Origin of the sequence: Burkholderia sp. 22088, assembly GCF_052045915.1 — a bacterium.
Lineage (GTDB): Bacteria > Pseudomonadota > Gammaproteobacteria > Burkholderiales > Burkholderiaceae > Burkholderia > Burkholderia cepacia.
Window position 1 is genome coordinate 179,906 of record NZ_JBQEPY010000001.1, and the last position, 21,141, is coordinate 201,046.

Annotated in this window: 18 protein-coding genes and 4 tRNA genes; 9 read left to right on the top strand and 13 right to left on the bottom strand. The window is 65.7% G+C overall.

Going from position 1 to position 21,141, the window contains the following annotated elements:
- Positions 1-18: 18 nt before the first annotated feature.
- The 5 genes from ACTJLD_RS00790 to ACTJLD_RS00810 all read right to left on the bottom strand — a co-directional run bounded on the left by ACTJLD_RS00790 (position 19) and on the right by ACTJLD_RS00810 (position 4,860).
- On the bottom strand, positions 19-1,572 hold the full coding sequence (locus ACTJLD_RS00790; RefSeq protein WP_060172092.1) for a sugar ABC transporter ATP-binding protein: 1,554 nt from the start codon (positions 1,570-1,572) through the stop codon (positions 19-21).
- Positions 1,559-2,806, bottom strand: a complete 1,248-nt coding sequence (locus ACTJLD_RS00795; RefSeq protein ID WP_060196606.1) for an ROK family protein — start codon at positions 2,804-2,806, stop codon at positions 1,559-1,561. Before ACTJLD_RS00795 ends, ACTJLD_RS00790 begins: the two co-directional genes overlap by 14 nt.
- A gap of 372 nt (positions 2,807-3,178) precedes the next feature.
- Positions 3,179-3,265 (bottom strand) — tRNA-Leu (locus tag ACTJLD_RS00800).
- 409 nt (positions 3,266-3,674) lie between these two features.
- Positions 3,675-3,761 (bottom strand) — tRNA-Leu (locus ACTJLD_RS00805).
- Between the two features lie 109 nt (positions 3,762-3,870).
- Complete coding sequence (locus ACTJLD_RS00810; protein WP_440657653.1) at positions 3,871-4,860, bottom strand: aliphatic sulfonate ABC transporter substrate-binding protein; 990 nt, start codon at positions 4,858-4,860, stop codon at positions 3,871-3,873.
- A 356-nt stretch (positions 4,861-5,216) separates the two neighbouring features.
- On the opposite strand from ACTJLD_RS00810, the gene ACTJLD_RS00815 reads away from it, so the two are divergent.
- Both ACTJLD_RS00815 and ACTJLD_RS00820 read left to right on the top strand, forming a co-directional pair.
- Complete coding sequence (locus ACTJLD_RS00815) at positions 5,217-6,779, top strand: DHA2 family efflux MFS transporter permease subunit (protein ID WP_440657654.1); 1,563 nt, start codon at positions 5,217-5,219, stop codon at positions 6,777-6,779.
- A 99-nt stretch (positions 6,780-6,878) separates the two neighbouring features.
- Positions 6,879-7,316 (top strand): MarR family winged helix-turn-helix transcriptional regulator, encoded by a 438-nt coding sequence (locus tag ACTJLD_RS00820; protein ID WP_027787644.1) that lies wholly within the window; start codon positions 6,879-6,881, stop codon positions 7,314-7,316.
- A 227-nt stretch (positions 7,317-7,543) separates the two neighbouring features.
- Here the strand turns inward: ACTJLD_RS00820 and ACTJLD_RS00825 are convergent.
- Positions 7,544-7,630, bottom strand: a tRNA-Leu gene (locus tag ACTJLD_RS00825).
- A 250-nt stretch (positions 7,631-7,880) separates the two neighbouring features.
- Between ACTJLD_RS00825 and rnr the strand changes: the two genes are divergently transcribed.
- The 6 genes from rnr to ACTJLD_RS00855 all read left to right on the top strand — a co-directional run bounded on the left by rnr (position 7,881) and on the right by ACTJLD_RS00855 (position 15,099).
- The gene (gene rnr, locus ACTJLD_RS00830; RefSeq protein ID WP_027787643.1) at positions 7,881-10,370 is read left to right on the top strand and encodes a ribonuclease R; all 2,490 of its coding nucleotides are present in this window, start codon (positions 7,881-7,883) and stop codon (positions 10,368-10,370) included.
- 149 nt (positions 10,371-10,519) lie between these two features.
- A complete protein-coding gene (gene rlmB, locus ACTJLD_RS00835; protein WP_021161555.1) occupies positions 10,520-11,263 on the top strand; it encodes a 23S rRNA (guanosine(2251)-2'-O)-methyltransferase RlmB in 744 nt (247 codons plus the stop codon).
- 97 nt (positions 11,264-11,360) lie between these two features.
- Positions 11,361-12,233 carry an N-acetylmuramoyl-L-alanine amidase gene (locus ACTJLD_RS00840; RefSeq protein ID WP_440657656.1) on the top strand — a complete coding sequence of 291 codons (873 nt, stop codon included), beginning with the start codon at positions 11,361-11,363 and terminating at the stop codon, positions 12,231-12,233.
- An 86-nt stretch (positions 12,234-12,319) separates the two neighbouring features.
- Complete coding sequence (rpiA, locus tag ACTJLD_RS00845; RefSeq protein ID WP_027787641.1) at positions 12,320-13,015, top strand: ribose-5-phosphate isomerase RpiA; 696 nt, start codon at positions 12,320-12,322, stop codon at positions 13,013-13,015.
- A gap of 279 nt (positions 13,016-13,294) precedes the next feature.
- A complete protein-coding gene (locus ACTJLD_RS00850; RefSeq protein WP_027787640.1) occupies positions 13,295-14,011 on the top strand; it encodes a FadR/GntR family transcriptional regulator in 717 nt (238 codons plus the stop codon).
- A gap of 101 nt (positions 14,012-14,112) precedes the next feature.
- On the top strand, positions 14,113-15,099 hold the full coding sequence (locus ACTJLD_RS00855; RefSeq protein ID WP_440657658.1) for a Gfo/Idh/MocA family protein: 987 nt from the start codon (positions 14,113-14,115) through the stop codon (positions 15,097-15,099).
- A 52-nt stretch (positions 15,100-15,151) separates the two neighbouring features.
- Here ACTJLD_RS00855 and ACTJLD_RS00860 read toward each other — a convergent pair whose 3' ends face one another.
- The 7 genes from ACTJLD_RS00860 to ACTJLD_RS00890 form a co-directional block, all read right to left on the bottom strand.
- On the bottom strand, positions 15,152-15,844 hold the full coding sequence (locus ACTJLD_RS00860) for an amino acid ABC transporter permease (protein WP_006484207.1): 693 nt from the start codon (positions 15,842-15,844) through the stop codon (positions 15,152-15,154).
- A 122-nt stretch (positions 15,845-15,966) separates the two neighbouring features.
- Entirely contained in the window at positions 15,967-16,761 is a 795-nt protein-coding gene (locus ACTJLD_RS00865; protein WP_440657659.1) for a cystine ABC transporter substrate-binding protein, read from the bottom strand.
- 101 nt (positions 16,762-16,862) lie between these two features.
- On the bottom strand, positions 16,863-17,900 hold the full coding sequence (locus ACTJLD_RS00870; protein ID WP_027787636.1) for a quinone-dependent dihydroorotate dehydrogenase: 1,038 nt from the start codon (positions 17,898-17,900) through the stop codon (positions 16,863-16,865).
- A gap of 98 nt (positions 17,901-17,998) precedes the next feature.
- Positions 17,999-18,829: an arginyltransferase gene (locus tag ACTJLD_RS00875; RefSeq protein ID WP_021161560.1), complete on the bottom strand. Its 831-nt coding sequence runs from the start codon at positions 18,827-18,829 to the stop codon at positions 17,999-18,001.
- Between the two features lie 33 nt (positions 18,830-18,862).
- Positions 18,863-19,627 carry a leucyl/phenylalanyl-tRNA--protein transferase gene (aat, locus tag ACTJLD_RS00880; RefSeq protein ID WP_059682745.1) on the bottom strand — a complete coding sequence of 255 codons (765 nt, stop codon included), beginning with the start codon at positions 19,625-19,627 and terminating at the stop codon, positions 18,863-18,865.
- A gap of 11 nt (positions 19,628-19,638) precedes the next feature.
- Complete coding sequence (locus ACTJLD_RS00885) at positions 19,639-20,184, bottom strand: NUDIX hydrolase (RefSeq protein ID WP_021161562.1); 546 nt, start codon at positions 20,182-20,184, stop codon at positions 19,639-19,641.
- A 183-nt stretch (positions 20,185-20,367) separates the two neighbouring features.
- A tRNA-Met gene (locus tag ACTJLD_RS00890) sits at positions 20,368-20,444 on the bottom strand.
- A gap of 197 nt (positions 20,445-20,641) precedes the next feature.
- On the opposite strand from ACTJLD_RS00890, the gene ACTJLD_RS00895 reads away from it, so the two are divergent.
- Entirely contained in the window at positions 20,642-21,139 is a 498-nt protein-coding gene (locus ACTJLD_RS00895; protein WP_440657661.1) for a heme-degrading domain-containing protein, read from the top strand.
- The last annotated feature ends 2 nt before the right edge of the window (positions 21,140-21,141 follow it).

Consider the following 21,141-nt stretch of genomic DNA (forward strand, 5'->3'; position numbering starts at 1 on the left):
TGGACTGAAAGGGCGGGCTCAGTGCGCGTCGGCGAGTTCGGCCTGCGAGCCGGTGGCGAGCGCGATGATGGCTTCCTGCGTGATGGGCGTATGCGTGTGGCCGCCGAGCTCGCCCGCGATCTCGCCTTCGCGCATCACGAGCACCCGGTCGGCGACGCCGATGATCTCCGGCAGTTCGCTCGAGATCACGATCACACCCACGCCGGCGCGGGCCAGTTCGTTGATGATCCGGTAGATCTCGGATTTCGCGCCGATATCGACGCCGCGCGTCGGTTCGTCGAGGATCAGCACGCGCGGCTTCGTTTCGAGCAGGCGCGACAGCAGCACTTTCTGCTGGTTGCCGCCTGACAGCGCGCCGACGTTGACGTTCGCGTGGGGGACGCGGATCGACAGCGATGCAATTGCGTCGCGTGCACGTTCGGCGCCGCGCGCGAGGTCGAGCGCACCGAGCCGCGCATCGCGGTTGCAGACCGAGATGTTGATGTTGTCGCGTACGCTCATGTCGAGGAACAGGCCCTGGCGCTTGCGGTCTTCGGTCAGGTAGACGAGGCCGGCGTCGATCGCGTCGCGCGGCGAGTGCGCGCCGAACGTGCGTTCGCCCACCTTCACGCTGCCGCGCACGCGCGGTTCGGCGCCGAAGATCAGCCGCGCGAGCTCGGTGCGGCCTGCGCCGACGAGCCCCGCGATGCCGAGCACTTCGCCGGCGTGCAGGTCGAGGCTGCAGCCGCGCACGCGCGCGCCGTCGGCGATGTCGCGTACCGACAGCAGCAGGTGGCCGGGGTCGTACGGCGCGTGTTCCTTCTTGTAAAAGCCGGAGATGTCGCGGCCGACCATCATCGCGACAAGACGCTCGGCCGACAGCGATGCGCGCTCGAGCGTGCCGACATACGTGCCGTCGCGCAGCACCGACACACGGTCGGACAATTCGTAGATCTCCGCCATCCGGTGGCTGATGTAGATGATCGCGAGACCTTCCTCGCGCAACTGGCGGATCAGGCGGAACAGGTGTTCGGTCTCGCGCGACGACAGCGGCGTGGTCGGCTCGTCCATCACGAGGATGCGTGCGCGGGTGTGCACGGCGCGCGCGATCTCGACGAGCTGCTGTTCCGCGATCGACAGCGTGCCGACGAGCGTGTCGGGCCCGAACGATGCGCCCAGGCGCGCGAGCACGTCCTCGCAGCCGCGTGCCATTGCCGCGCGGTCGATCGTGCCCCAGCGCCGGTTGCCGCGCCGCAATTCGCGGCCGATGTAGATGTTTTCCGCGACGCTCAGGTTCGGGGACAGGCACAGCTCCTGGTAGATCACCGCGACGCCCGCATCGCGCGCGGCAAGCGGGCCGTCGATGTCGATGCGTTCGCCGTCGATCAGGATCTCGCCGCCGGCGTCGGCGCGGTATGCGCCCGACAGGATTTTCATCAGCGTCGATTTGCCCGCGCCGTTTTCGCCCATCAGCGAGTGGATCTCGCCGGGATAGACGGTCAGGCTCACGTTGTCGAGCGCGCGCACGGCCGGGAACGTCTTGCTGATCCCGCGCATCTCGAGCAGCGGACGGGGCGACTCAGATCGCGACATGGTTGACCTCCTGCGAGTCGGTGCGGGCGCCCTTGAGGATGCCGGCCCGCGGGGAGAAGTTGAAATACATCGGCAGCGTGGCTGCGCCGATCGCGCCGGCGTCGGCGCCGAACGTGCCGCGTACGAGCACCGGCGTGCCGCGCGCTTCGGGCGCGGTGGCCACGAGCGCGGCACGCAGGCGCGTTGTCACCGCGTCGAGCAGGCCTGCGTCGGTATCGGCGTCGAGCACGACCACCGGCGCATCGACCACACACAGCACCGCGCGCAACGCAGGTGCGAGCGCGTCGACGCAATCGTCGATCCATTCGTCGACGGCGGGCAGGCCGCGAGCGATGCAGGCTTCGAGATCGGCCCGGTTGTCGACCGTCTCGCCGTGATGGCGCAGATGGCGCACGAGCGCATGCAGCGATGCGCGCGCGAGCAGGATGTCCCACGGGCCACGCGGCGGCGGCGCGGAAGCGAGCCGGCTCGGCTGCACGGGAATCACGGCGATGTCGCCCGCGTTGCCGGTCACGCCGCGCAGGCAGTCGCCGTCGATCGCGATGCCGCCGCCGATCGCCGGCCCGATGAACAGATAGACGAAATCGTCGCACTGCCGGCCGTATCCGTAGAAGAGCTCGGCGATCGCGGCCGCATTGCCGTCGTTTTCGCCGAATACCGGAAGCGACAGCATGCGACCGAGGTCGCTGGCGAAATCGACGTCTTCCCACGCGCGGAATGTGTCGGGTGCGAGACCGAGTTCACGCATCCACGCGCCGAGGTTGTAGGGCTGCGCGACACCGATGCCGGTCAGGCGGGCACGCTCGTGGTCGGGGAGCAGGGCCTGCATCGCTTCGATGTCGTGGCGGACGATCTCGAGCACGTCGGCGGGCGGGGGCAGCAGCGTGTCGTGCGAGCGGCGGCCGAGCACGTCGCCCGCGAAGTTGACGAGCGCCGTTTCGATGCGCATGCGGTCGAGATGGACGCCGATGCCGAACGCGCCGCGCGGGTCGAGGCGAATCAGCGAAGCCGGCTGACCGCGCTGGCCTTCGGTGCGGCCCGCGAATTCGATCAGCTTCGCGTCGGCGAGCGATGTGATGATGCTGCCGACCGCCGTGCCCGTCATGTTCGCGAGGCGGGCGAGGTCGGCCTTTGACGCGCTGCCTGCGCGGCGCAGCGTCTTCAGCAGCAGGCGCTCGTTGTAACGGCGCACGTTGGCCGAATTGCTGCCCTGGCCGAAGTGCGGGCTTCTCATGGCGTCTCCTTCCATGGCGCGCCGTGCAGCGGCGCATTAAATAAATCACGTTGATTTATTTAACCGCGTGAACGCCGACATGTCAGCCTAGGGAAATCCCGGTTTGAGGTGGGAGTGGGGATGGTAATGCGGGGCGTCCGGAATCGAGGATGGATCGCGGAAGCCCGGTCATTCAGGCGGAAGGTGGCGTGGGTGGTGGCATGAACCCGGGGTAGTGGGTTGTCGCCGGATTCGCAGCATGCCGTCGCGGTTTGCTTGCGCTGGCGGCGCAAATCGAAGCGGCTGGGTCTGCTCGCGAAGATGAGGGGGAGGTTTTTCCGGAGCCGGAAATGAAAAAAGGTCGGCTAAAAGCCGACCTTTTTAGAAAACAGATGGTGCCCAGGAGAGGACTCGAACCTCCACGATGTTGCCACCGCTAGGACCTGAACCTAGTGCGTCTACCAATTCCGCCACCTGGGCACGTTTTGCAGTAGCTGCTTGCTGCAAAGAAGCGAAATTATAGCGCGTCTTTGGCGGCTGTCAACAGGATTTGAGGTCGCGAACGAAAATAATTTGACGGATTTGTTTGGGCATCGAGCAAGGTGCGCAAACATCGCGGCGGTCGACCGACGTGCATCATCGAACTTGTGATGGGCGGATGCGCGCGGGCTGATCCCTTCCGGATGCCGGGAATGCAGGCGGGCCGACTGGAACGAGCTTTTTTGGGAAGTGGAAGGTCAGGCGGGAGGGGCTGGGTCGCACATGTGTAACCCGAGTCGCGCTTGCAAGTGCAGCCCTTCGACGCCCCGCTCGGAGCAAGCAAGCGCATTGCTTCCAGGGCTTGAAATGAAAAAAGGCCGGCTAGAAGCCGACCTTTTTAGAAAACAGATGGTGCCCAGGAGAGGACTCGAACCTCCACGATGTTGCCACCGCTAGGACCTGAACCTAGTGCGTCTACCAATTCCGCCACCTGGGCACGTTTCGCTTGCTGCGATGCGAAGACCGCTATTCTAGCGTGTCGGCGCAGCCTGTCAACACAATTTCATTCAAAGCGATAAAAATATTGCCCCTCGTGCGACGGATTCTCACGCGCCGACCGGAATCGCGCGTTTCGCGTCGAAGTTCCAGCGCTGCGCCTGACTCGTGTCGACTCGCGCCGGCAGCAGTCCGGCCGCGAGGAACGTGTCGGCGATCTTCTGCTGTTCGCCGAAGTTTTGCGCGACCACGGCGCGAACGAGATAACTGCGCCGCGCGTTTGCACGCGCGATCGTCGCCGCGTCGAGCCCCCAGATCGGCGCAAGCGTATTCGCTGCGTCCTGCGGGTGGTCGCGCAGCCACGTGCCGGCCTGCGACAACTGGTCGAACAGGATCTGGACGACGTCGGGCCGCGCAGTGGCGAAGCTGGTCGACGCAAGGTAGTAGCGCTGGTATGACGCGAGTCCGTTGCCGTCGGCGAGAATCCGTACGTCGGGATTGCGGTCGACCGATGCGACATAGGGATCCCACGTGATCCATGCATCCACGCTGCCACGCTCGAATGCCGCGCGGCCGTCCGCGGGCGTCAGGTAGTGGATCGTCTCATCGGCCGGCCCGAGCTTCGCGCGTGCGAGTGCGGCAAGCAACAGGTAATGGCTGCCGGCCGCCTTCGTGACCGCAATGCGCCTGCCCTTGAGATCGGCGAGCGCACGCAGTGTGCTGTCCTGCTTGACGATGATCGCCTGCGCTTTCGGCGAAGGCGCTTCCTGTGCGACGTACACGAAGCGCGCATGGGCCGCTTGTGCGAAGACCGGGACCGTATCGGCCACGTCGGCGCTGAAATCGACGGCGCCGATGTTGAGCGCTTCGGTCAGCGGCAATCCGCTCGCGAATTCATGCCACGACACGCGCAAGCCGAGCGGCGCCAGCGCCTGCTCGAGCGCGCCGCGCGTCTTGAGCAGCGTGATGAGTGTCGACGACTTCTGGTAGCCGATGCGCAGCACATCGGGTGCGTTCTCGGCGCGCACTCGGACGCCGGCGGCAGTGAGGCCTGCGGCCAGCATCGCGCGCGCGAATGCGCGGCGGTTCATCGGCGTCATGGATCGTGCTCCTTGTCTGGTTCGTTGCATTGAAGCGAGCCGGCTAACGTACCAACAGGGCGAGCGGACGATAACCGATAAATTCTGCTATCGATCCTGCTGGCGGGCATAAGGGCGGGGCCGCGCGTGATCGCGGCGCGTCCATGCATGCGCGGTCGATCGATGCCTTCGGGTTGCATTTGATTGCATAGTCAAATATAGTCAGCGCAGAAATATCAAAGTCAGCGATTGACGTAAGCGTGAGCAACACCCGCGCGGCACGTCGATCGCTTTTTTTCAATCACTTATCTGACTTGTCAGTTAATTTTGCTCGGCGCCGGGGCTGTTCGCGTGGCGCCCGATCAGAAGGGCATCCGATGAAGCCGTCCGAAAGTCCGGGTACGCCGGCGCCCCTGACCGGCGCCCGCTTTATGCTGGGAACGCTGGCAGTGGCGCTCGCCACGTTCATGAACGTTCTCGATTCGTCGATCGCCAATGTCGCGATTCCAACCATTTCCGGCAATCTGGGCGTGTCCATCGACGAGGGCACGTGGGTCATCACGCTGTTCTCGGCGGCCAACGCGGTGTCGATCCCGCTGACCGGCTGGCTGACGCAGCGGGTCGGGCAGGTCAGGCTGTTCGTCTGCGCGATCCTGCTGTTCGTGCTGTCGTCGGCTGCGTGCGGGCTCGCGCCCAACCTGACCGTGCTCCTCGCCGCCCGGATCGTTCAGGGTGCTGTGGCCGGGCCGCTCGTGCCGTTGTCGCAGGCGTTGCTGCTGGCGTCGTTCCCGAAGGAGAAGAGTTCGAGCGCGCTGTCCCTGTGGGGGATGACGGCGACCGTCGGGCCGATTGCCGGCCCCGCGCTCGGCGGCTGGATTACGGACAACTACAGCTGGTCGTGGATCTTCTACATCAACGTGCCCGTGGGGTTGTTCGCGGCCGTCGTGATCTGGGCGCTCTATCGCAACCGGGAAACGCCGGCCCGCAAGCTGCCGATCGACAAGGTCGGGCTGATCGCGCTGGTCGTGTGGGTCGCCGCGCTACAGGTCATGCTCGACAAGGGCAAGGATCTCGACTGGTTCAATTCGTCGACGATCTGGATCCTGACCATCGTGGCGGTGGTCGGCTTCGTGTTCTTCCTGATCTGGGAGTTGACCGAGGCGCGTCCGATCGTCGATCTCAGGCTGTTTGCACAACGAAATTTCCTCGGCGGAACGGTGGCGATTTCGATTGCGTTCGCGGTATTTTTCGCCAACCTCGTGATCCTGCCGCAATGGATACAGGGCTCGCTCGGTTATCCGGTGGTCAATGCGGGCCTCGTCACCGCGCCGCTCGGTATCTTCGCGGTGATCCTCGCGCCGATGGTCGGCAAGGTGATGCCGAAATCGGACATGCGTGTGCTCGTCACGTTGGCGTTTCTCGGGTTTGCCGGCGTGTTTTTCATGCGCTCGCGCTATACGACGGGCGTCGATACATGGACGCTCGTGGTGCCCACGCTGCTGCAGGGCATTCCGACGGCGTTCTTCATGACGCCGCTCACGTCGATCATCCTGTCGGGGCTGCCGCCCGAGCGCATCCCGGCGGCGGCCGGCCTGTCCAATTTCGCGCGCGTCTTCATGGGTGCGGTCGGCACGTCGCTCGCGAGCACCGCCTGGAACGACCGCACGATCCTGCATCACGCGCAACTCGCCGAGCAGGGCAGTGTGAACAATCCGATCTTCGCGAGCGCGGTTGCCGGCGTGCAGAGCGCGCTCGATGCCGGTGCGCCGAAGGCACTGACGTTCCTCGAGACGACGTTGAATGCGCAGGCGACGATGCTGGGGCTGAACGACGTTTTCTGGCTGTCGTCGGTGATCTTCGTGCTGATCATCCCGCTGGTCTGGGTGACGAAGCCGGGCAAGGGGGTGGCAGCCGGAGCCGCGGCGGCCGGCGGGCACTGAGCCGGCGCGGGCGGCGCGTATGCGGGATGCCGCGTGTCTTGAAAAATCGTGATGTCGCAATTATTGTGTGGGTCAACAATATGCGACTCAGCGAGCACGATGGAACACTACACGCCGAAGAATTTCCTGCACACCGAAAGCGTGGGGTTTGTGCTCGTGAAAGCGCGCAACCTGATCACGTCCGAGATGGATGCGGCGTTGAAGGATCTCGATATCACGGCGCAGCAGATGGGCATCCTGCTGTCCTTGCGGACCGGCAGCGCGGCGACGCCGTTCGAATTGTCGAAGCTGCTCGGCGTCGATACCGGGTTGATGACGCGCGTGCTCGACAAGCTGGAGGACAAGGGGCTCGTCGAGCGTTCGCGCAGCGTGAGCGATCGGCGGGTGGTGAACCTCGCGCTGACCGAAGCGGGGCAGGCGGTTGCCGCGCAGATTCCGGAGATTGCGCCGAAGGTGCTCAATGCCCGCTTGCGGAAATTTTCGAAGTCCGAGTTCGACGAGCTGACCCGGCTGTTGCGCAAGTTCATCGGCGAGTAAGCCGGGCGCCTGTTTCCTGGCGCTGAGAATGAAAAAAGGCCGGCTGGAAGCCGACCTTTTCAAAAAACAGATGGTGCCCAGGAGAGGACTCGGTCACACATGCGCGACCCCGGCTGCGCTTGCAAGCGCAGCCTTTCGAGTCCTCGCGCAAAGCGCGCAGGCGCTTTGCTTCCTGGGCTTGAAATGAAAAAAGGCCGGCTAGAAGCCGACCTTTTTAAAAAAACAGATGGTGCCCAGGAGAGGACTCGAACCTCCACGATGTTGCCACCGCTAGGACCTGAACCTAGTGCGTCTACCAATTCCGCCACCTGGGCACGTTTTGCAGTAGCTGCTTGCTGCAAAGAAGCGAAATTATAGCGCCCCAATTAATCGTGTCAACACTTTTTTGCGATGCACCGCAAACCGGGCTCCGCCGCGCCTGCCGGCGGCATTCCCCGTCATTTGGCGACACAGGCGGGTGATAGAATGACCCGCCGCCGTCAATATAGAACTGTCTGAAGGACACCTCTATGTTGATGCCGTGCACCATCAGTCAACGCAACGAGAACAATCATCGACAAACCCTTGAGCAAATATCCGTACCCCATTCCGAGCCGTGAAGAAATTCTCGGCGTGCTGCGTACGAGCGACGCGCCGCTGGCCGCCAACGACATCGCCGAAGCACTGTCGATCAAGCGTCAGGAGCGCGAGGGGTTCTTCCGGCGTGTCGCCGCGATGGAGCGCGACGGCCAGATCCGCCTCGACAAGCGCGGTCACTACCAGTTGACCCATCCGTCGAACTTCGTCGCCGGGCGCGTGCAAGGGCATCGCGACGGCTACGGGTTCGTGATCCGCGACGACGGCCAGGACGACCTGTTCCTGCCGAACGGCGAAATGCAGAAGGTGATGCACAACGATCGCGTGCTCGCGCGGATCGTCGGCTACGATCGCCGCGGCCGCCCGGAAGGGCACGTCGTCGAAGTCACCGAGCGCGCGAACAAGCGCGTGATCGGCCGCCTGCTCAACGAGAACGGCGCGCTGATCGTCGCACCGGAAGACAAGCGCATCGGCCACGACATCCTGATCACGCAGAACGTGAAGAAGGCGAAGGTCGGGCAGGTCGTCGTCGTCGAGCTGACCGATTTCCCGAGCCGCCATTCGCAGCCGCTCGGCCGTGTCGTCGAGGTGCTCGGCGACATCGACGATCCGGGCATGGAAATCGAAATCGCGGTGCGCAAGTACGGCGTGCCGCACGAATTCAGTCAGCCGGCGCTCGACGAAGCCGCCGCGCTGCCCGACAAGGTGCGGCCGACCGACCTGCGTTTCCGCGTCGACCTGCGCGACGTGCCGCTCGTGACGATCGACGGCGAGGACGCACGCGACTTCGACGATGCCGTCTACTGCGAGCCGGTGAAGGTCGGTCGCGGCGACGGCTACCGGCTGATCGTCGCGATCGCCGACGTGTCGCATTACGTTCAACCTGGAAGCGCGCTCGATGCCGACGCGCTCGAGCGCAGCACGTCGGTCTATTTCCCGCGCCGCGTGATTCCGATGCTGCCGGAGAAGCTGTCGAACGGCCTGTGCTCGTTGAATCCGCAGGTCGACCGTTGCGTGCTCGCGTGCGACATGGTGATCACCGGGCGCGGCGAGATCAAGGCGTACCAGTTCTACCCGGCCGTCATCCATTCGGCTGCGCGCCTCACGTACACCGAAGTCGCGGCCGTGCTGTCGAACACGAAGGGGCCGGAGGCCGCGCGCCGCGCGGACCTGCTGCCGCACCTGCAGGATCTGTACGGCGTCTACAAGTCGCTGTTCGCCGCACGGCAGAAGCGCGGCGCGATCGACTTCGACACGACCGAGACCTACATCGTCTGCAACTCGCAGGGCAAGATCGAGCAGATCGTGCCGCGCCAGCGTAACGACGCGCACAAGCTGATCGAGGAATGCATGCTGGCCGCAAACGTCTGCGCGGCCGATTTCCTGAAGCGCAACAAGCATCCGGGCCTGTACCGCGTGCACGCGGGGCCGACGCCGGAGAAGCTCGAGAACCTGCGTGCGTTCCTGCGCGGCATGGGCCTGTCGCTCGGCGGCGGCGACAAGCCGCATGCGAGCGACTACGCGGCGCTGATGGCGCAGATCCGCGACCGGCCCGATGCGCAGATGCTGCAGCCGATGCTGCTGCGCTCGATGCAGCAGGCCGTCTACAGCCCGGACAACATCGGTCACTTCGGCCTGGCCTATGAGGCGTACGCGCACTTCACGAGCCCGATCCGCCGTTATCCGGACCTGCTCACGCACCGCGCGATCTACGCGATCCTGTCCGGCAGGAAATACGTGCCGAAGGCGCCGGACGGCTTCGAGCTGAACACCGCGCTGTCGCCGCGCGCCCGTGCGATGCAGCAGGCCGACGACGAAACGCGCGGCCGCTCGCGCCCGAATACGGCGATCTGGGAAGAACTCGGCCTGCACTGCTCGGCGAACGAGCGCCGCGCGGACGAAGCATCGCGCGACGTCGAGGCCTGGCTCAAGTGCTACTTCATGCGCGACAAGCTCGGCGAGGAGTACGGCGGGATGGTGAACGGCGTCACGTCGTTCGGCATCTTCGTGCAGCTCGACACGCTTTTCATCGAAGGGCTTGTGCACGTCACCGAACTCGGCTCGGACTACTTCCAGTACGACGAAATCAAGAACGAGCTGCGCGGCGAACGGACGGGTATCCGCTATCGCCTGTCGGATCGCGTGCGCGTACAGGTGAGCCGTGTCGATCTCGACGCGCGCAAGATCGACTTCCGCCTCGTGCGCGATACGCCGGTGAAGGCGCCGCGCCCGTCGCCCGCGCCGGCTTCGGCTGGCGGCGGTATCGACCGTAACGGCCCGCGTGTCCGTGCTCTGCCGCAGGCGGAAGAACCCGCGCCGCGCCGCAAGAAGGCCGCGAGCGCGCCGAGCGTCGCGGTGAACGACGCGCGCGCCGCGCGTGCCGCCGCGAAGAAGAAGGGCGGTAGTGCCGGCAACGGCGGCGGCGGTGCGGCGGCGAAGCCGACCGCGAAGAAGACCCGCGCCCGCAAGAAGTATTGAGCGTTCGGGGCGGCGCCATGTGCACGCCCTGCAGTATCGAGAGACGCCGCGTCACCGGTCATCGGCCGGCAACGCGGCGCTTTCCTTTTCCATGGATCGCGGCTGCGCGCGTCGCGCGGCCGCACGTTTGATCGAAGGTTGTTCCAGTCATGTCACGTCTGAAGGTTCTTTACGGTTTTCATGCGGTGACCGCACGTTTGCGGCACGATGCATCGACGGTTGCGGAGGTGCTGTACGACCAGACGCGCCGCGACCGCCGCATGCAGGACTTCCTGCACGCCGCGAAGGAAGCGGGCGTGCGGCTGATCGCGGCCGACGAAACGCGCCTGTGGGGCCTCGCGCATACCGAGCGCCACCAGGGCGTCGTCGCGCGTGTCGAGGACATCCCGCTCGCGCAGAACCTGTCCGAGCTGCTCGACGGCATCCAGGGCCCCGCGCTGCTGCTGGTGCTCGACGGCGTCACCGATCCGCACAACCTCGGCGCATGCCTGCGTGTCGCCGATTCGGCCGGTGCGCACGCGGTGATCGCGCCGCGCGACCGTGCGGTCGGCCTGAACGCGACCGCCGCCAAGGTGGCGAGCGGCGCGGCCGATACGGTGCCGTACATCACGGTGACGAACCTCGCCCGTGCGCTGCGCGAGCTGAAGGACGCCGGCGTGTGGGTCATCGGCACGTCGGACGAAGCCTCGGCAACGCTCTACGAAACGAAGCTCGACGGCCCCGTCGCGCTCGTGATGGGCGCGGAAGGCGAAGGCATGCGCCGGCTCACGCGCGACACCTGCGACGAAGTGATGAGCATTCCGATGGCCGGCAGCGTCGAAAGCCTGAACGTGTCGGTCGCAAGCGGCGTGTGCCTGTACGAAGCCGTGCGCCAGCGGCGCGTGAAGGGCTGACGCAGCCCGTCCCGCGCGGCTGGCGCGGGCCTCGAATGACCCGAACGACGCGTGCTGCGATCCGGTGCGGCACGCGGCCCTCCGGAGCACGCGACCGATGACCCTGTTCCGCATAGGCGCGTCCTGCGCCGTGCTGTGCCTGCTGGCTGCCTGCACGTCGCCGACGCTCGTCGAACGCGGCACCTACTATGCCGACACGAGCCTGCACGCGCGCGGTGCCGATTCGCGGATCCGCTTTCTCGTGATGCATTACACCGAAAGCGACGAGGCGAAATCGCTGCGCACGCTGACGGGCGATTCCGTCAGCGTGCATTACGTGATCCCGCCGCAGCCGCGCATCGAGCGCGGGCTGCCCGTCGTCTACCAGCTCGTTCCGGAATCGGAGCGCGCATGGCACGCGGGCGTCAGCGAGTGGCAGGGCACGACCGAGCTGAACGCGGTGTCGATCGGCATCGAGAACGTGAACCGCGGCCCGCTCGATCCGCAGAACCGCACCTGGCAGCCGTATCCGCCCGAGCAGGTCGGCGCACTGACCCGGCTGTCGAAGGACATCGTCACGCGCTACGCGATTCCGCCGACGCGTGTGGTCGGGCACAGCGACATCGCGCCACAACGCAAGATCGATCCGGGGCCGCTGTTCCCGTGGCACGCGTTGGCGCAGGCCGGCGTCGGTGCGTGGCCGGACGCCCCGACCGTGGCGGCGCGGCTCGCCGGTCGTGATCCGCATGCGCCGGTCGACGTGCGCGAACTGCAGCTCAAGCTCGCGCGCTACGGCTACGACGTGGCCACCGACGGCGTGCTCGACGCACGTACGCGACGCGTGTTCGCGGCGTTTCAGATGCATTTCAGGCCGGCCGACTACGCAGGTGATCCGGACGCCGAAACCGATGCGATCGCGCAGGCGTTGCTCGACAAGTACTTCGCCGGCACGCAACCCGCGGACTATGCGCCCGCGGCAGGTGAGCCCTGAACCCGCACCGCACGCCGAAAAACGCGGGCCGCCATCCGACTCCGGTAAACTGGCGGTTTTCCGCAATCCCGCAGCTTTACCACTCCATGACTCAAGACGAACTCAAACGCCTCGTCGGCCAGGCAGCCGCCGATTACGTGATCCAGAACGTGCCGGAAGGCGCCGTGATCGGCGTCGGCACCGGCTCGACCGCCAACTGCTTCATCGACGCGCTCGCCGTCGTCAAGGCACGCTATCGCGGCGCCGTGTCGAGCTCCGTCGCCACGACCGAACGCCTGAAATCGCACGGCATCAAGGTGTTCGACCTGAACGAGGTCGACTCGCTGCAGGTGTACGTCGATGGCGCCGACGAGATCGACGCGGGCGGCGCGATGATCAAGGGTGGCGGCGGTGCGCTCACGCGCGAGAAGATCGTCGCATCGGTGGCCGACACGTTCGTCTGCATCGCTGATGCCAGCAAGCGCGTGCCGGTGCTCGGCGCGTTCCCGCTGCCGATCGAAGTCGTGCCGATGGCGCGCACGGCGATCGGCCGGCGTGTGACCGCACTCGGCGGCGTGCCCGTGCTGCGCGTGACGAAGGACGGTGCGCCGTACATCACCGACAACGGTAACGAGATCATCGACGTGAAGGGGCTGCAGATCGCCGACCCGCGCGGCTTCGAAGCGCAGGTGAACGCATGGCCGGGCGTCGTGACGGTCGGCCTGTTCGCCGAGCGCGGCGCGAATCTGTGCTTGCTCGGCACGGAAAACGGCGTTGAAACGATCGTTTATTCGGCTAATTGAAAGATATAGAAAGCAGTCCGTAACGGTGCGCCATGTGCCGTAATGAACTGAATGTTTAAATCTTGTGGAATTCGGGGCCCGGTAGGCGCAATGCGCTTCCCGGGCCTTATTTTTAGCCGTATAAATCACCCCGTCAAAAAGAGGGATAACCCTGTCAGGTGTTTACCAGATAGCGAAATGTCCTCGAACTCATCAACTTATAGATCATAAGAACAGTCGTAACCAGGGCCGGCGGAACTGCGGAGCAGGTGTTCGCAAATCGACGCACGGGGAGGTGTCATGGAGCAGGGCAAAGACCGGTCACTGGTCGCCAAAGTGATGGATGGGCTTGTCTCGGGTATCGTCGAAGACAAGTACGGCGGCATCTTGCCGCCGCAGGACGTGCTGTCGAAAGAGTTCGATGTGAGTCGCACCGTGATGCGGGAAGCGTTGTCGATGTTGCTTGCGCGCGACATGCTCGACGTGCGTCCGAAAGTCGGCACGCGCGTGCGGCCGATGCGCGACTGGCGCATGATCGATGAAGACGTGGTGAGCTGGCGCTTCCGGGCGAAACCCGATCCGCAGTTCATGCGCGACGTCATCGAATTCCGGATGCTGATCGAACCGCGCGCGACCGCGCAGGCGGCGGTGCGCGCAACGGCAGCGGACATCGCCGGCATCCGTGAAGCGTTCGATGCATTCAAGGTGCTGCAACCGGGCGATTCCGGCTACGACACGGCGGACGAGTTGCTGCACACGCGGATCGTTCAGGCGAGCGGCAACCAGTTCTTCCAGCAGATGGCGGCGATCGTACGCGGCGCGGTGCGCCTCGTGAATCCGCGTGTCGTGCAGAAGGAGGGCGCGCACGACGTCGTGGTGAAGGCGCACGCGCGTGTGGTCGACGCAATCGAGCGGCGCGATCCGCGCGAAGCCGAAGCCGCTTCGCTCGCGCTGATCGATTTCAGCGCCGACGAGATCTCGCGCGACTTCTCCGTCGACGTGCCCATGCGCGCCTGACGCGGCGCGTTTCGCTCATCCGTGTGCCGCCGGGCCGTTTATCATGACGTCCGGCCGGCAGCGTGCCGGCCACCGTCATACGACCGACACGGAAGATCAGGATGAACGACAACGACCATCGCCCGGTGCGCTTCGGCATCATCGGCGCAGGCAGCATTGCGCGCCGCTTCGCGCAAAGCCTCGCACATGTGCCGGGCGCCACGCTCGCCGGTGCCTGGGCCCGCCGCGCAGACGCCACGGCAGCCTTTTGCGGCGCGCACGGCGGTTCGCCTGCCGCAAGCCTCGAAGCACTCCTCGCGAGCGATATCGACGCGGTCTACATCGCGACGCTCCATGACAGTCACGCGCAGTACACGCTGGCCGCGCTCGCCGCTGGCAAGGCCGTGCTGTGTGAAAAACCCGCGACGCTGAACGCGGCGCAGCTCGACACCGTGCTGCAGGCGGCACGCGACGCCGGGCAGCTTTTCATGGAGGCGATGAAGCCGCCGTTCTTCCCGCTGTACCGTCAGTTGCGCGCGCACCTGCAGGACGATCCGATCGGCGAGATCCGGCTCGTGCGGGCAGGGTGCGCGTCGTCGTCGGTACCCGGCGATCATTCCGTCTATCGCCTCGATCGCGCGGGCGGTGCGCTGCTCGATATCGGGATCTACGAGGCCTTTCTCGCGGTCGACTGGCTCGGTGCGGCGTTCGACGTACAGACGCTCGGCCGCGTCGGCTCGACGGGTGTCGACCTGTTCGCGAGCCTGAACAGCGTGCATGCGCACGGCGGGATCGCACAGCTTTTTTGCGGGCTCGACGTGATGGGGCGTGGCGACGCGCTGATCGCCGCAGCCGGCGGCCACGTGACGATTCACGAGAAGTGGTGGAACCCGGTGCGCGCGACGATCAGCTATGCGGACGGGCGCACCGTCGAACTCGACGCGCCGGCTGAAGGCGGCGGATTGAACTACGAGACCGCGCACTTCTGCGACCTGCTGCGCGCGGGCAAGACCGAAAGCCCGATCATGACGCACGATCATTCGCGGCAGATGATCGCGATGACCGACGCCGCGCGAGCAGCGCTCGGCGTGCGCTATTCGGGCGAGTAAGCGGGAAGGAAGGCGCCGGGCGCACGCGGGCGGCCCGGCGAACGGCCGGTGCTCAGTGCCGCGACGGCAGCGACAGGCGTTTTTCGTACCAGCGCTGCACCCATTCGAGGATCTGGCACAGGATCCAGTACACGGCCGCTGCGGCGAGATAAAGCGGCAGCGGCTGATAGGTCGCCGCGATCACTTCCTGCGCGCTGCGCAGCAGTTCGGTCACGGTGATCACGGACACGAGCGACGTATCCTTGATCAGGCTGATCAGGCTGTTCGACAGGCTCGGCACCGCGATGCGCAGCGCCTGCGGACCGATCACGTAGCGCAGCGTTTGCCCCCACGACAGCCCGAGGCTGTACGCAGCCAGCCATTGACCGCGCGCGATCCCGTTGATCGCGCCGCGCATGCTTTCCGACATGTAAGCCGCGACGTTCGCGGACAGCGCGATGACGCCGGCGGGCGTCGGGTCGAGCGAGATACCGAGGCTCGGCAGCCCGTAATAGATGACGAAGATCTGCACGAGCAGCGGCGTGCCGCGCATCAGGCTCACGTACGCGCGTGCCAGCCACGCGAGCGCGTTGACCCAGATGCGTTCGAAGCCGTCGAGCGCTTCGCTTTGCCGGATGCCCATCATCGCGAGCACGACGGCGCCAAGCAGGCCGAACACCATCGACAGCACGGCGAACTTGACGGTCAGCACGGCACCCTGGGCGAGCACCGGCAGCGATTGGACGAGCAGGGACGTTGTCGACATGGAATACGAATCGAATGCGTGCGCGAAAGCGCAATCATAAACCGGACGAATAAAACAAAGGGCGGCATCGTCGCGGATGCCGCCCTTTCCGGCCCGCCGTCAGGCGGGAAATGCAGGCGTGCTTACTTGATCGGTTTCGTCACGTCGATGCCGAACCATTTGTCCGAGATCTTCGTGAACGTGCCGTCGGCCTGAAGTTGCGCCATCGCGTCGTCGATCGCCTTCTGGAACTTCGGGTTGCCCTTCTTGAACGGGATGCCCGACGGGTTCGCCGAGCCGACGTTCGCGCCCGGGCGCAGCGGCAGTTGCGAATTCTTCGTCAGGTACGCGAGCATCAGGCGGTCGTTGAGCGCGGCGTCGAGTCGGCCGGCCGCGAGATCGCGCAGGTACTCGGGCGCACCCGGGTACGTCTTCACGTCGATGCCGGGCACCGACTTCGCCATGTCCATGTAGTTCGTGCCGAGCGCGACGCCGAGCCTCTTGCCCTTCAGGTCATCCAGCGACTTGAACTCGCGCGTGTCGTCCTTGCGCTGGATCAGCTGCGCGGACGAAAACGTGTAAGGCGGCGAGAAGTCGAGCGTTTCCTTGCGCTTGTCGGTGATGCCGACCTGGTTGGAGATCACGTCGAACTTGCCGGCTTGCAGGCCCGCGATGATGCCGCTCCATTCGGTCGTCACGAATTCCGCCTTCACGCCGAGCTTCGCGGCCACGGCTTTCGCGATGTCGACGTCGAAGCCGACGAGTTCGCCTTGCGGGTTTTTCGAGTTGAACGGCGGGAACGTGCCTTCGAGGCCGACCCGCAGCGTGCCGCGTTGTTTCACCTGGTCGAGGAGGTCGGCCGCATGCGCGGTGGCGGCAGCGAGCGACGTGCCGATCAGGCCGGCAACCAGCAGCTTCTTCAGCAGCGCAATCTTCATCGTGTGTTTCCTTGCCCTGTCCGGGTCATTGATTCTGGTAATGAGGGCCGATGATAGCAAAAATGCAATCGACCTCTAAATACTGTTTGTTTATGCCTATATTACGCGGCGCGTTCGCTGGCGACGGCCTTCACGCACTCCGCGACGAGCGCGGGGCCGCGGTAGATGAAGCCCGTATAGAGCTGCACGAGCGCTGCGCCGGCCGCGAGCTTCGCACGGGCGTCCTCGCCCGAGAAGATGCCGCCGACGCCGATGATGGGCACTTCGCTGCCGACTTCGGCGTGCAGCTTGCGGATCACTTCGTTCGACGCGTCGAACACGGGGCGGCCCGACAGGCCGCCAGCTTCGTCCGCATGCGGCAGGCCCTGGACGGCCGCGCGCGACAGCGTCGTGTTGGTGGCGATGACCGCCTCGATCTTGTGGCGCAGCAACGTGTCGCCGATTTCCTTGACCTGTTCGTCGTCGAGATCGGGGGCGATCTTCAGCGCGAGCGGCACGAGCTTGCCGTGCAGGTCGGCGAGGCGCTGCTGCTTGTCCTTCAGCGCCGCGAGCAGCGCGTCGAGCTCGCCCGCGCCCTGCAGCTGGCGCAGGTTCTTCGTGTTCGGCGACGAGATGTTGATCGTTACGTAGCTCGCGAACGGGTACACGCGCTCGAGGCAGTACAGGTAATCCTCTGCGGCACGCTCGATCGGCGTATCGGCGTTCTTGCCGATGTTCAGGCCGAGGATGCCCCGATAGCGGGCGGCCTGGACGTTCTTCACGAACTGGTCGACACCGTGATTGTTGAAGCCCATCCGGTTGATCAGCGCCTCGGCCTGCGGCAGGCGGAACATCCGCGGGCGCGGGTTGCCGGGCTGCGGGCGCGGCGTGACCGTACCGACCTCGATGAAGCCGAAGCCGAGTGCTGCAAGGCCGTCGATGGCCGCGCCGTCCTTGTCGAGGCCTGCCGCGAGGCCGACCGGGTTGCGGAACGTGAGCCCCATCACGGTGCGCGGCGCGTCGGGCACGCGGGCCGACAGCGCGCAGGCAAGGCCCGTGCGGCCGGCCGCGCCGAGCGCGCGCAGCGTGAGGTGGTGAGCGTCTTCCGCATCCATCTTGAACAGGGATGCGCGGGCCAGCGGATAAAGGGAACTGAACACGGGAATAGGGCGGACAGCCGGAATGGATGACAACCCGCTATTTTACCGGGAGTTGAGCGGCAGGGGCGCGCTTCGCGACCTCGCCCCCGCAGCGCGCGTCAGCCCGAGCCGGAATGTCCGCCCGGCAATGGCGCGCGGGCCAGTGCCGCGTCGACGGGCGGCAGGTCGATCCGATCCGGATCGAGTATCTTCCAGCGGCCGTCGATCAGCCCTTCGAGCGGGTGGAAGTTCGCCTTGTAGGCCATCTTCGGGCTCTCGCGGATCCAGTATCCGAGATACACGTAGGGGAGGCCGAGGCTCTTGGCTTGTTCGATCTGCCACAGGATGTTGTAGGTGCCGTAACTCGTGTGCTGGTCGTCGGGCTCGAAGAACGTGTAAACGGACGACAGCCCGTCGCCGAGGATGTCGATCATGCTGACCATGCGCAGCCTGCCGGGCTCGCCGCCCGGTGTGTCGAGGTCGCGGAATTCGACGAGGCGCGAATTGATCCGGCTCTGCAGCAGGAATTGCTCGTACTGGTCGCGGCTGTCGCGATCCATGCCGCCGCCCGCGTGGCGCGCGGACTGGTAGCGCATGTAGAGCGCGTAGTGCTCTTCGTCGTAGTGCAGCGGCGAAACTGTCGCGACGAGCGTGCGGTGCCGCTTCCACATCCGGCGCTGCGTACGCGACGGCGCGAACGCGTCGACGGGCACGCGCACCGGCACGCAGGCACGGCAGCCGTCGCAGTACGGGCGGTATGTGAAGACGCCCGAGCGCCGGAAGCCGGCCTTCACGAGCTCGGTATAGATGTCGGAATTGATCAGGTGGCTCGGCGTCGCGACTTGCGAGCGCGCGACGCGGCCGTCCAGATAGCTGCACGGATAGGGCGCCGTTGCATAGAATTGCAGCGCCGAAAGCGGTGAAAGCGGCAGCTCAGTCGGATGAGTCATGGGCAGCTCTCGTTGCAGGGAGGGAGTGCCGCGCTAGCGCTCGATCCCGGAGGGGGGCACCGTTTCGGCGCGGCCCGTCAGCGCGGCGAGCACGCGCTTGTCGAACTGCCACGGAATCGGCGGTTCGGCTACCGCGCTGCGCACGTGAGCGACAAAGGCCTTGCGTGCGATCTCGCGGCCGCCGAGCGACGCTAGATGCGACGTATTCTGCTGGCAGTCTATCATTTCCAGCCCCTGCTCGCGAAGGTGCGCGACGAGCGTGGCCAGCGCGATTTTCGATGCGTCGGTCGCGTCCGCATACATCGACTCGCCGAAAAACATCCGCCCGAACGACACGCCGTACAGGCCGCCGACGCGTCGCCCGTCGTGCCAGGTCTCGATGCTGTGCGCGTTGCCGGAACGGTAGAGCGACGTGTATGCATCGATGATCTCGGCCGTGATCCATGTGCCGCGCTGGCCGCGGCGCGGCGCCTGCGCGCAGGCGCGCATCACGCCCGGAAAGTCGTGGTCGACGCGCACTTCCCATTCGGGCTCGCGCAGCACGCGCTTCAGCGTCTTGCGCAGCGAAGGCGACACCTTGAACTCGGCCGGCACGAGGATCATGCGCGGGTCGGGGCTCCACCACAGCACGGGCTGGCCGTCCGAATACCACGGGAAGATGCCGCGCAGGTATGCGTCGATGAGGCGCGACGGCAGCAGGTCGGCGCTCGCGGCGAGCAGCCCCGGCGCGCCGGTTGCGGGGCCGAGCGCGCGTTCGATGGGCGGAAACGGATCGTCCGGGCCGAGCCAGGGGACCATGGGGCGAGGGCTCAGCCGTTGCGCAGCGAGCGGAAGATATCGCCGGTGTGCACCCCGTAGTCGCCGGCGGCGCGATCGGCGAAGAAGAATCGCAGGGTCTGGCTGACGGTCGGGAACGCGATTTCGTCCCACGGGATATCGGCTTCGTCGAACAGCTTCACTTCGAGGCTTTCCTCGCCGGCTTCGAATCCCGGATCGGTGAGCCGCGCGAGGTAGAACAGGTGGACCTGGTGCACGTGCGGCACGTTGAGCAGCGTGAACAGGTTCTGCACCTCGACGCGCGCACCGGCTTCCTCGAGCGTTTCGCGCGCGGCGGCTTCGGCCGTTGTCTCGCCCATTTCCATGAAGCCCGCGGGCAGCGTCCAGAACCCGTAGCGCGGTTCGATCGCGCGGCGGCACAGCAGGATCTGATCGCCCCAGACCGGGACCGTTCCGACGACGTTGCGCGGATTCTGGTAATGGATCGTGCCGCAGTGATCGCAGACGAAGCGCTCGCGGTTGTCGCCCGGAGGAATGCGCGCGATGACTTCGTGACCGCAGACGGAGCAGAATTTCATGTCGAGTGGAAGGGACGAGGTGATGCGAGTGTATCACCGGGTCGCGGCATTCTTGAACGCCTGCGCATGCCGGCCGCGTGTCGCGCGAAGCGGAAGGTGCCGATGCGCGAAGAGGGGCGAGAAATGCGACGGAAAAACAAAAAGCCCGGCACTGAGCCGGGCTTTTTGCATGAATCGGGACGTTGGTTGCGGGGGTAGGATTTGAACCTACGACCTTCGGGTTATGAGCCCGACGAGCTGCCAGACTGCTCCACCCCGCGTCTGTCGAAGAAATGAATTATAAGGAGTTACCCGAACGTGTGCAAGCACTTTCTGACAATCGCGTGTCGTGTCTTGTAGGGACGGTACGTCGGGCGCGTGCGCTAGAATCGAACGGTTTGTTTCGCCTCTTCGCCAGCGACGCCGTGCGCGATCGCATCGGCGCCGTTGCAACTCTCATTACTGCATCGACGGATTCATGGACATCGCTCACGATCTGCAATCGATCGGCGCGCAGGAACAGGCGCTCGTGTTTCCCCATTTCGACCCGGTCCGCGCGTGGGCGCTCGGCAACCGGATGCATGCGCTCGCGGCGTCTCGCGGCCATGCGGTCGCGCTCGACATCGTCACGTTCGGCCAGCCGCTGTTCTACGCGGCGCTCGCCGGAGCCACGCCCGACAACGCCGACTGGGTGCGCCGCAAGCGCAACGTCGTCGCCCATTTCCGCCGCAGTTCGTACGCCATCGGCCTGCGCATGCAGCAGGCGGGCGCGACGCTGGCGGACAAGCACGGGCTGCCGATCGCCGAATATTCGGCGCACGGTGGATCGTTTCCGCTGACCGTCGCCGGCGCCGGCGTGATCGGCTCGATCACCGCGTCCGGGCTGCCGCAGCGCGCGGATCACGAATTCGTCGTCGAGGTGCTGTGTGCCGAGCTCGGCCACGACTACGCCGTGCTGGCCCTTGCAAGGAACTGAGC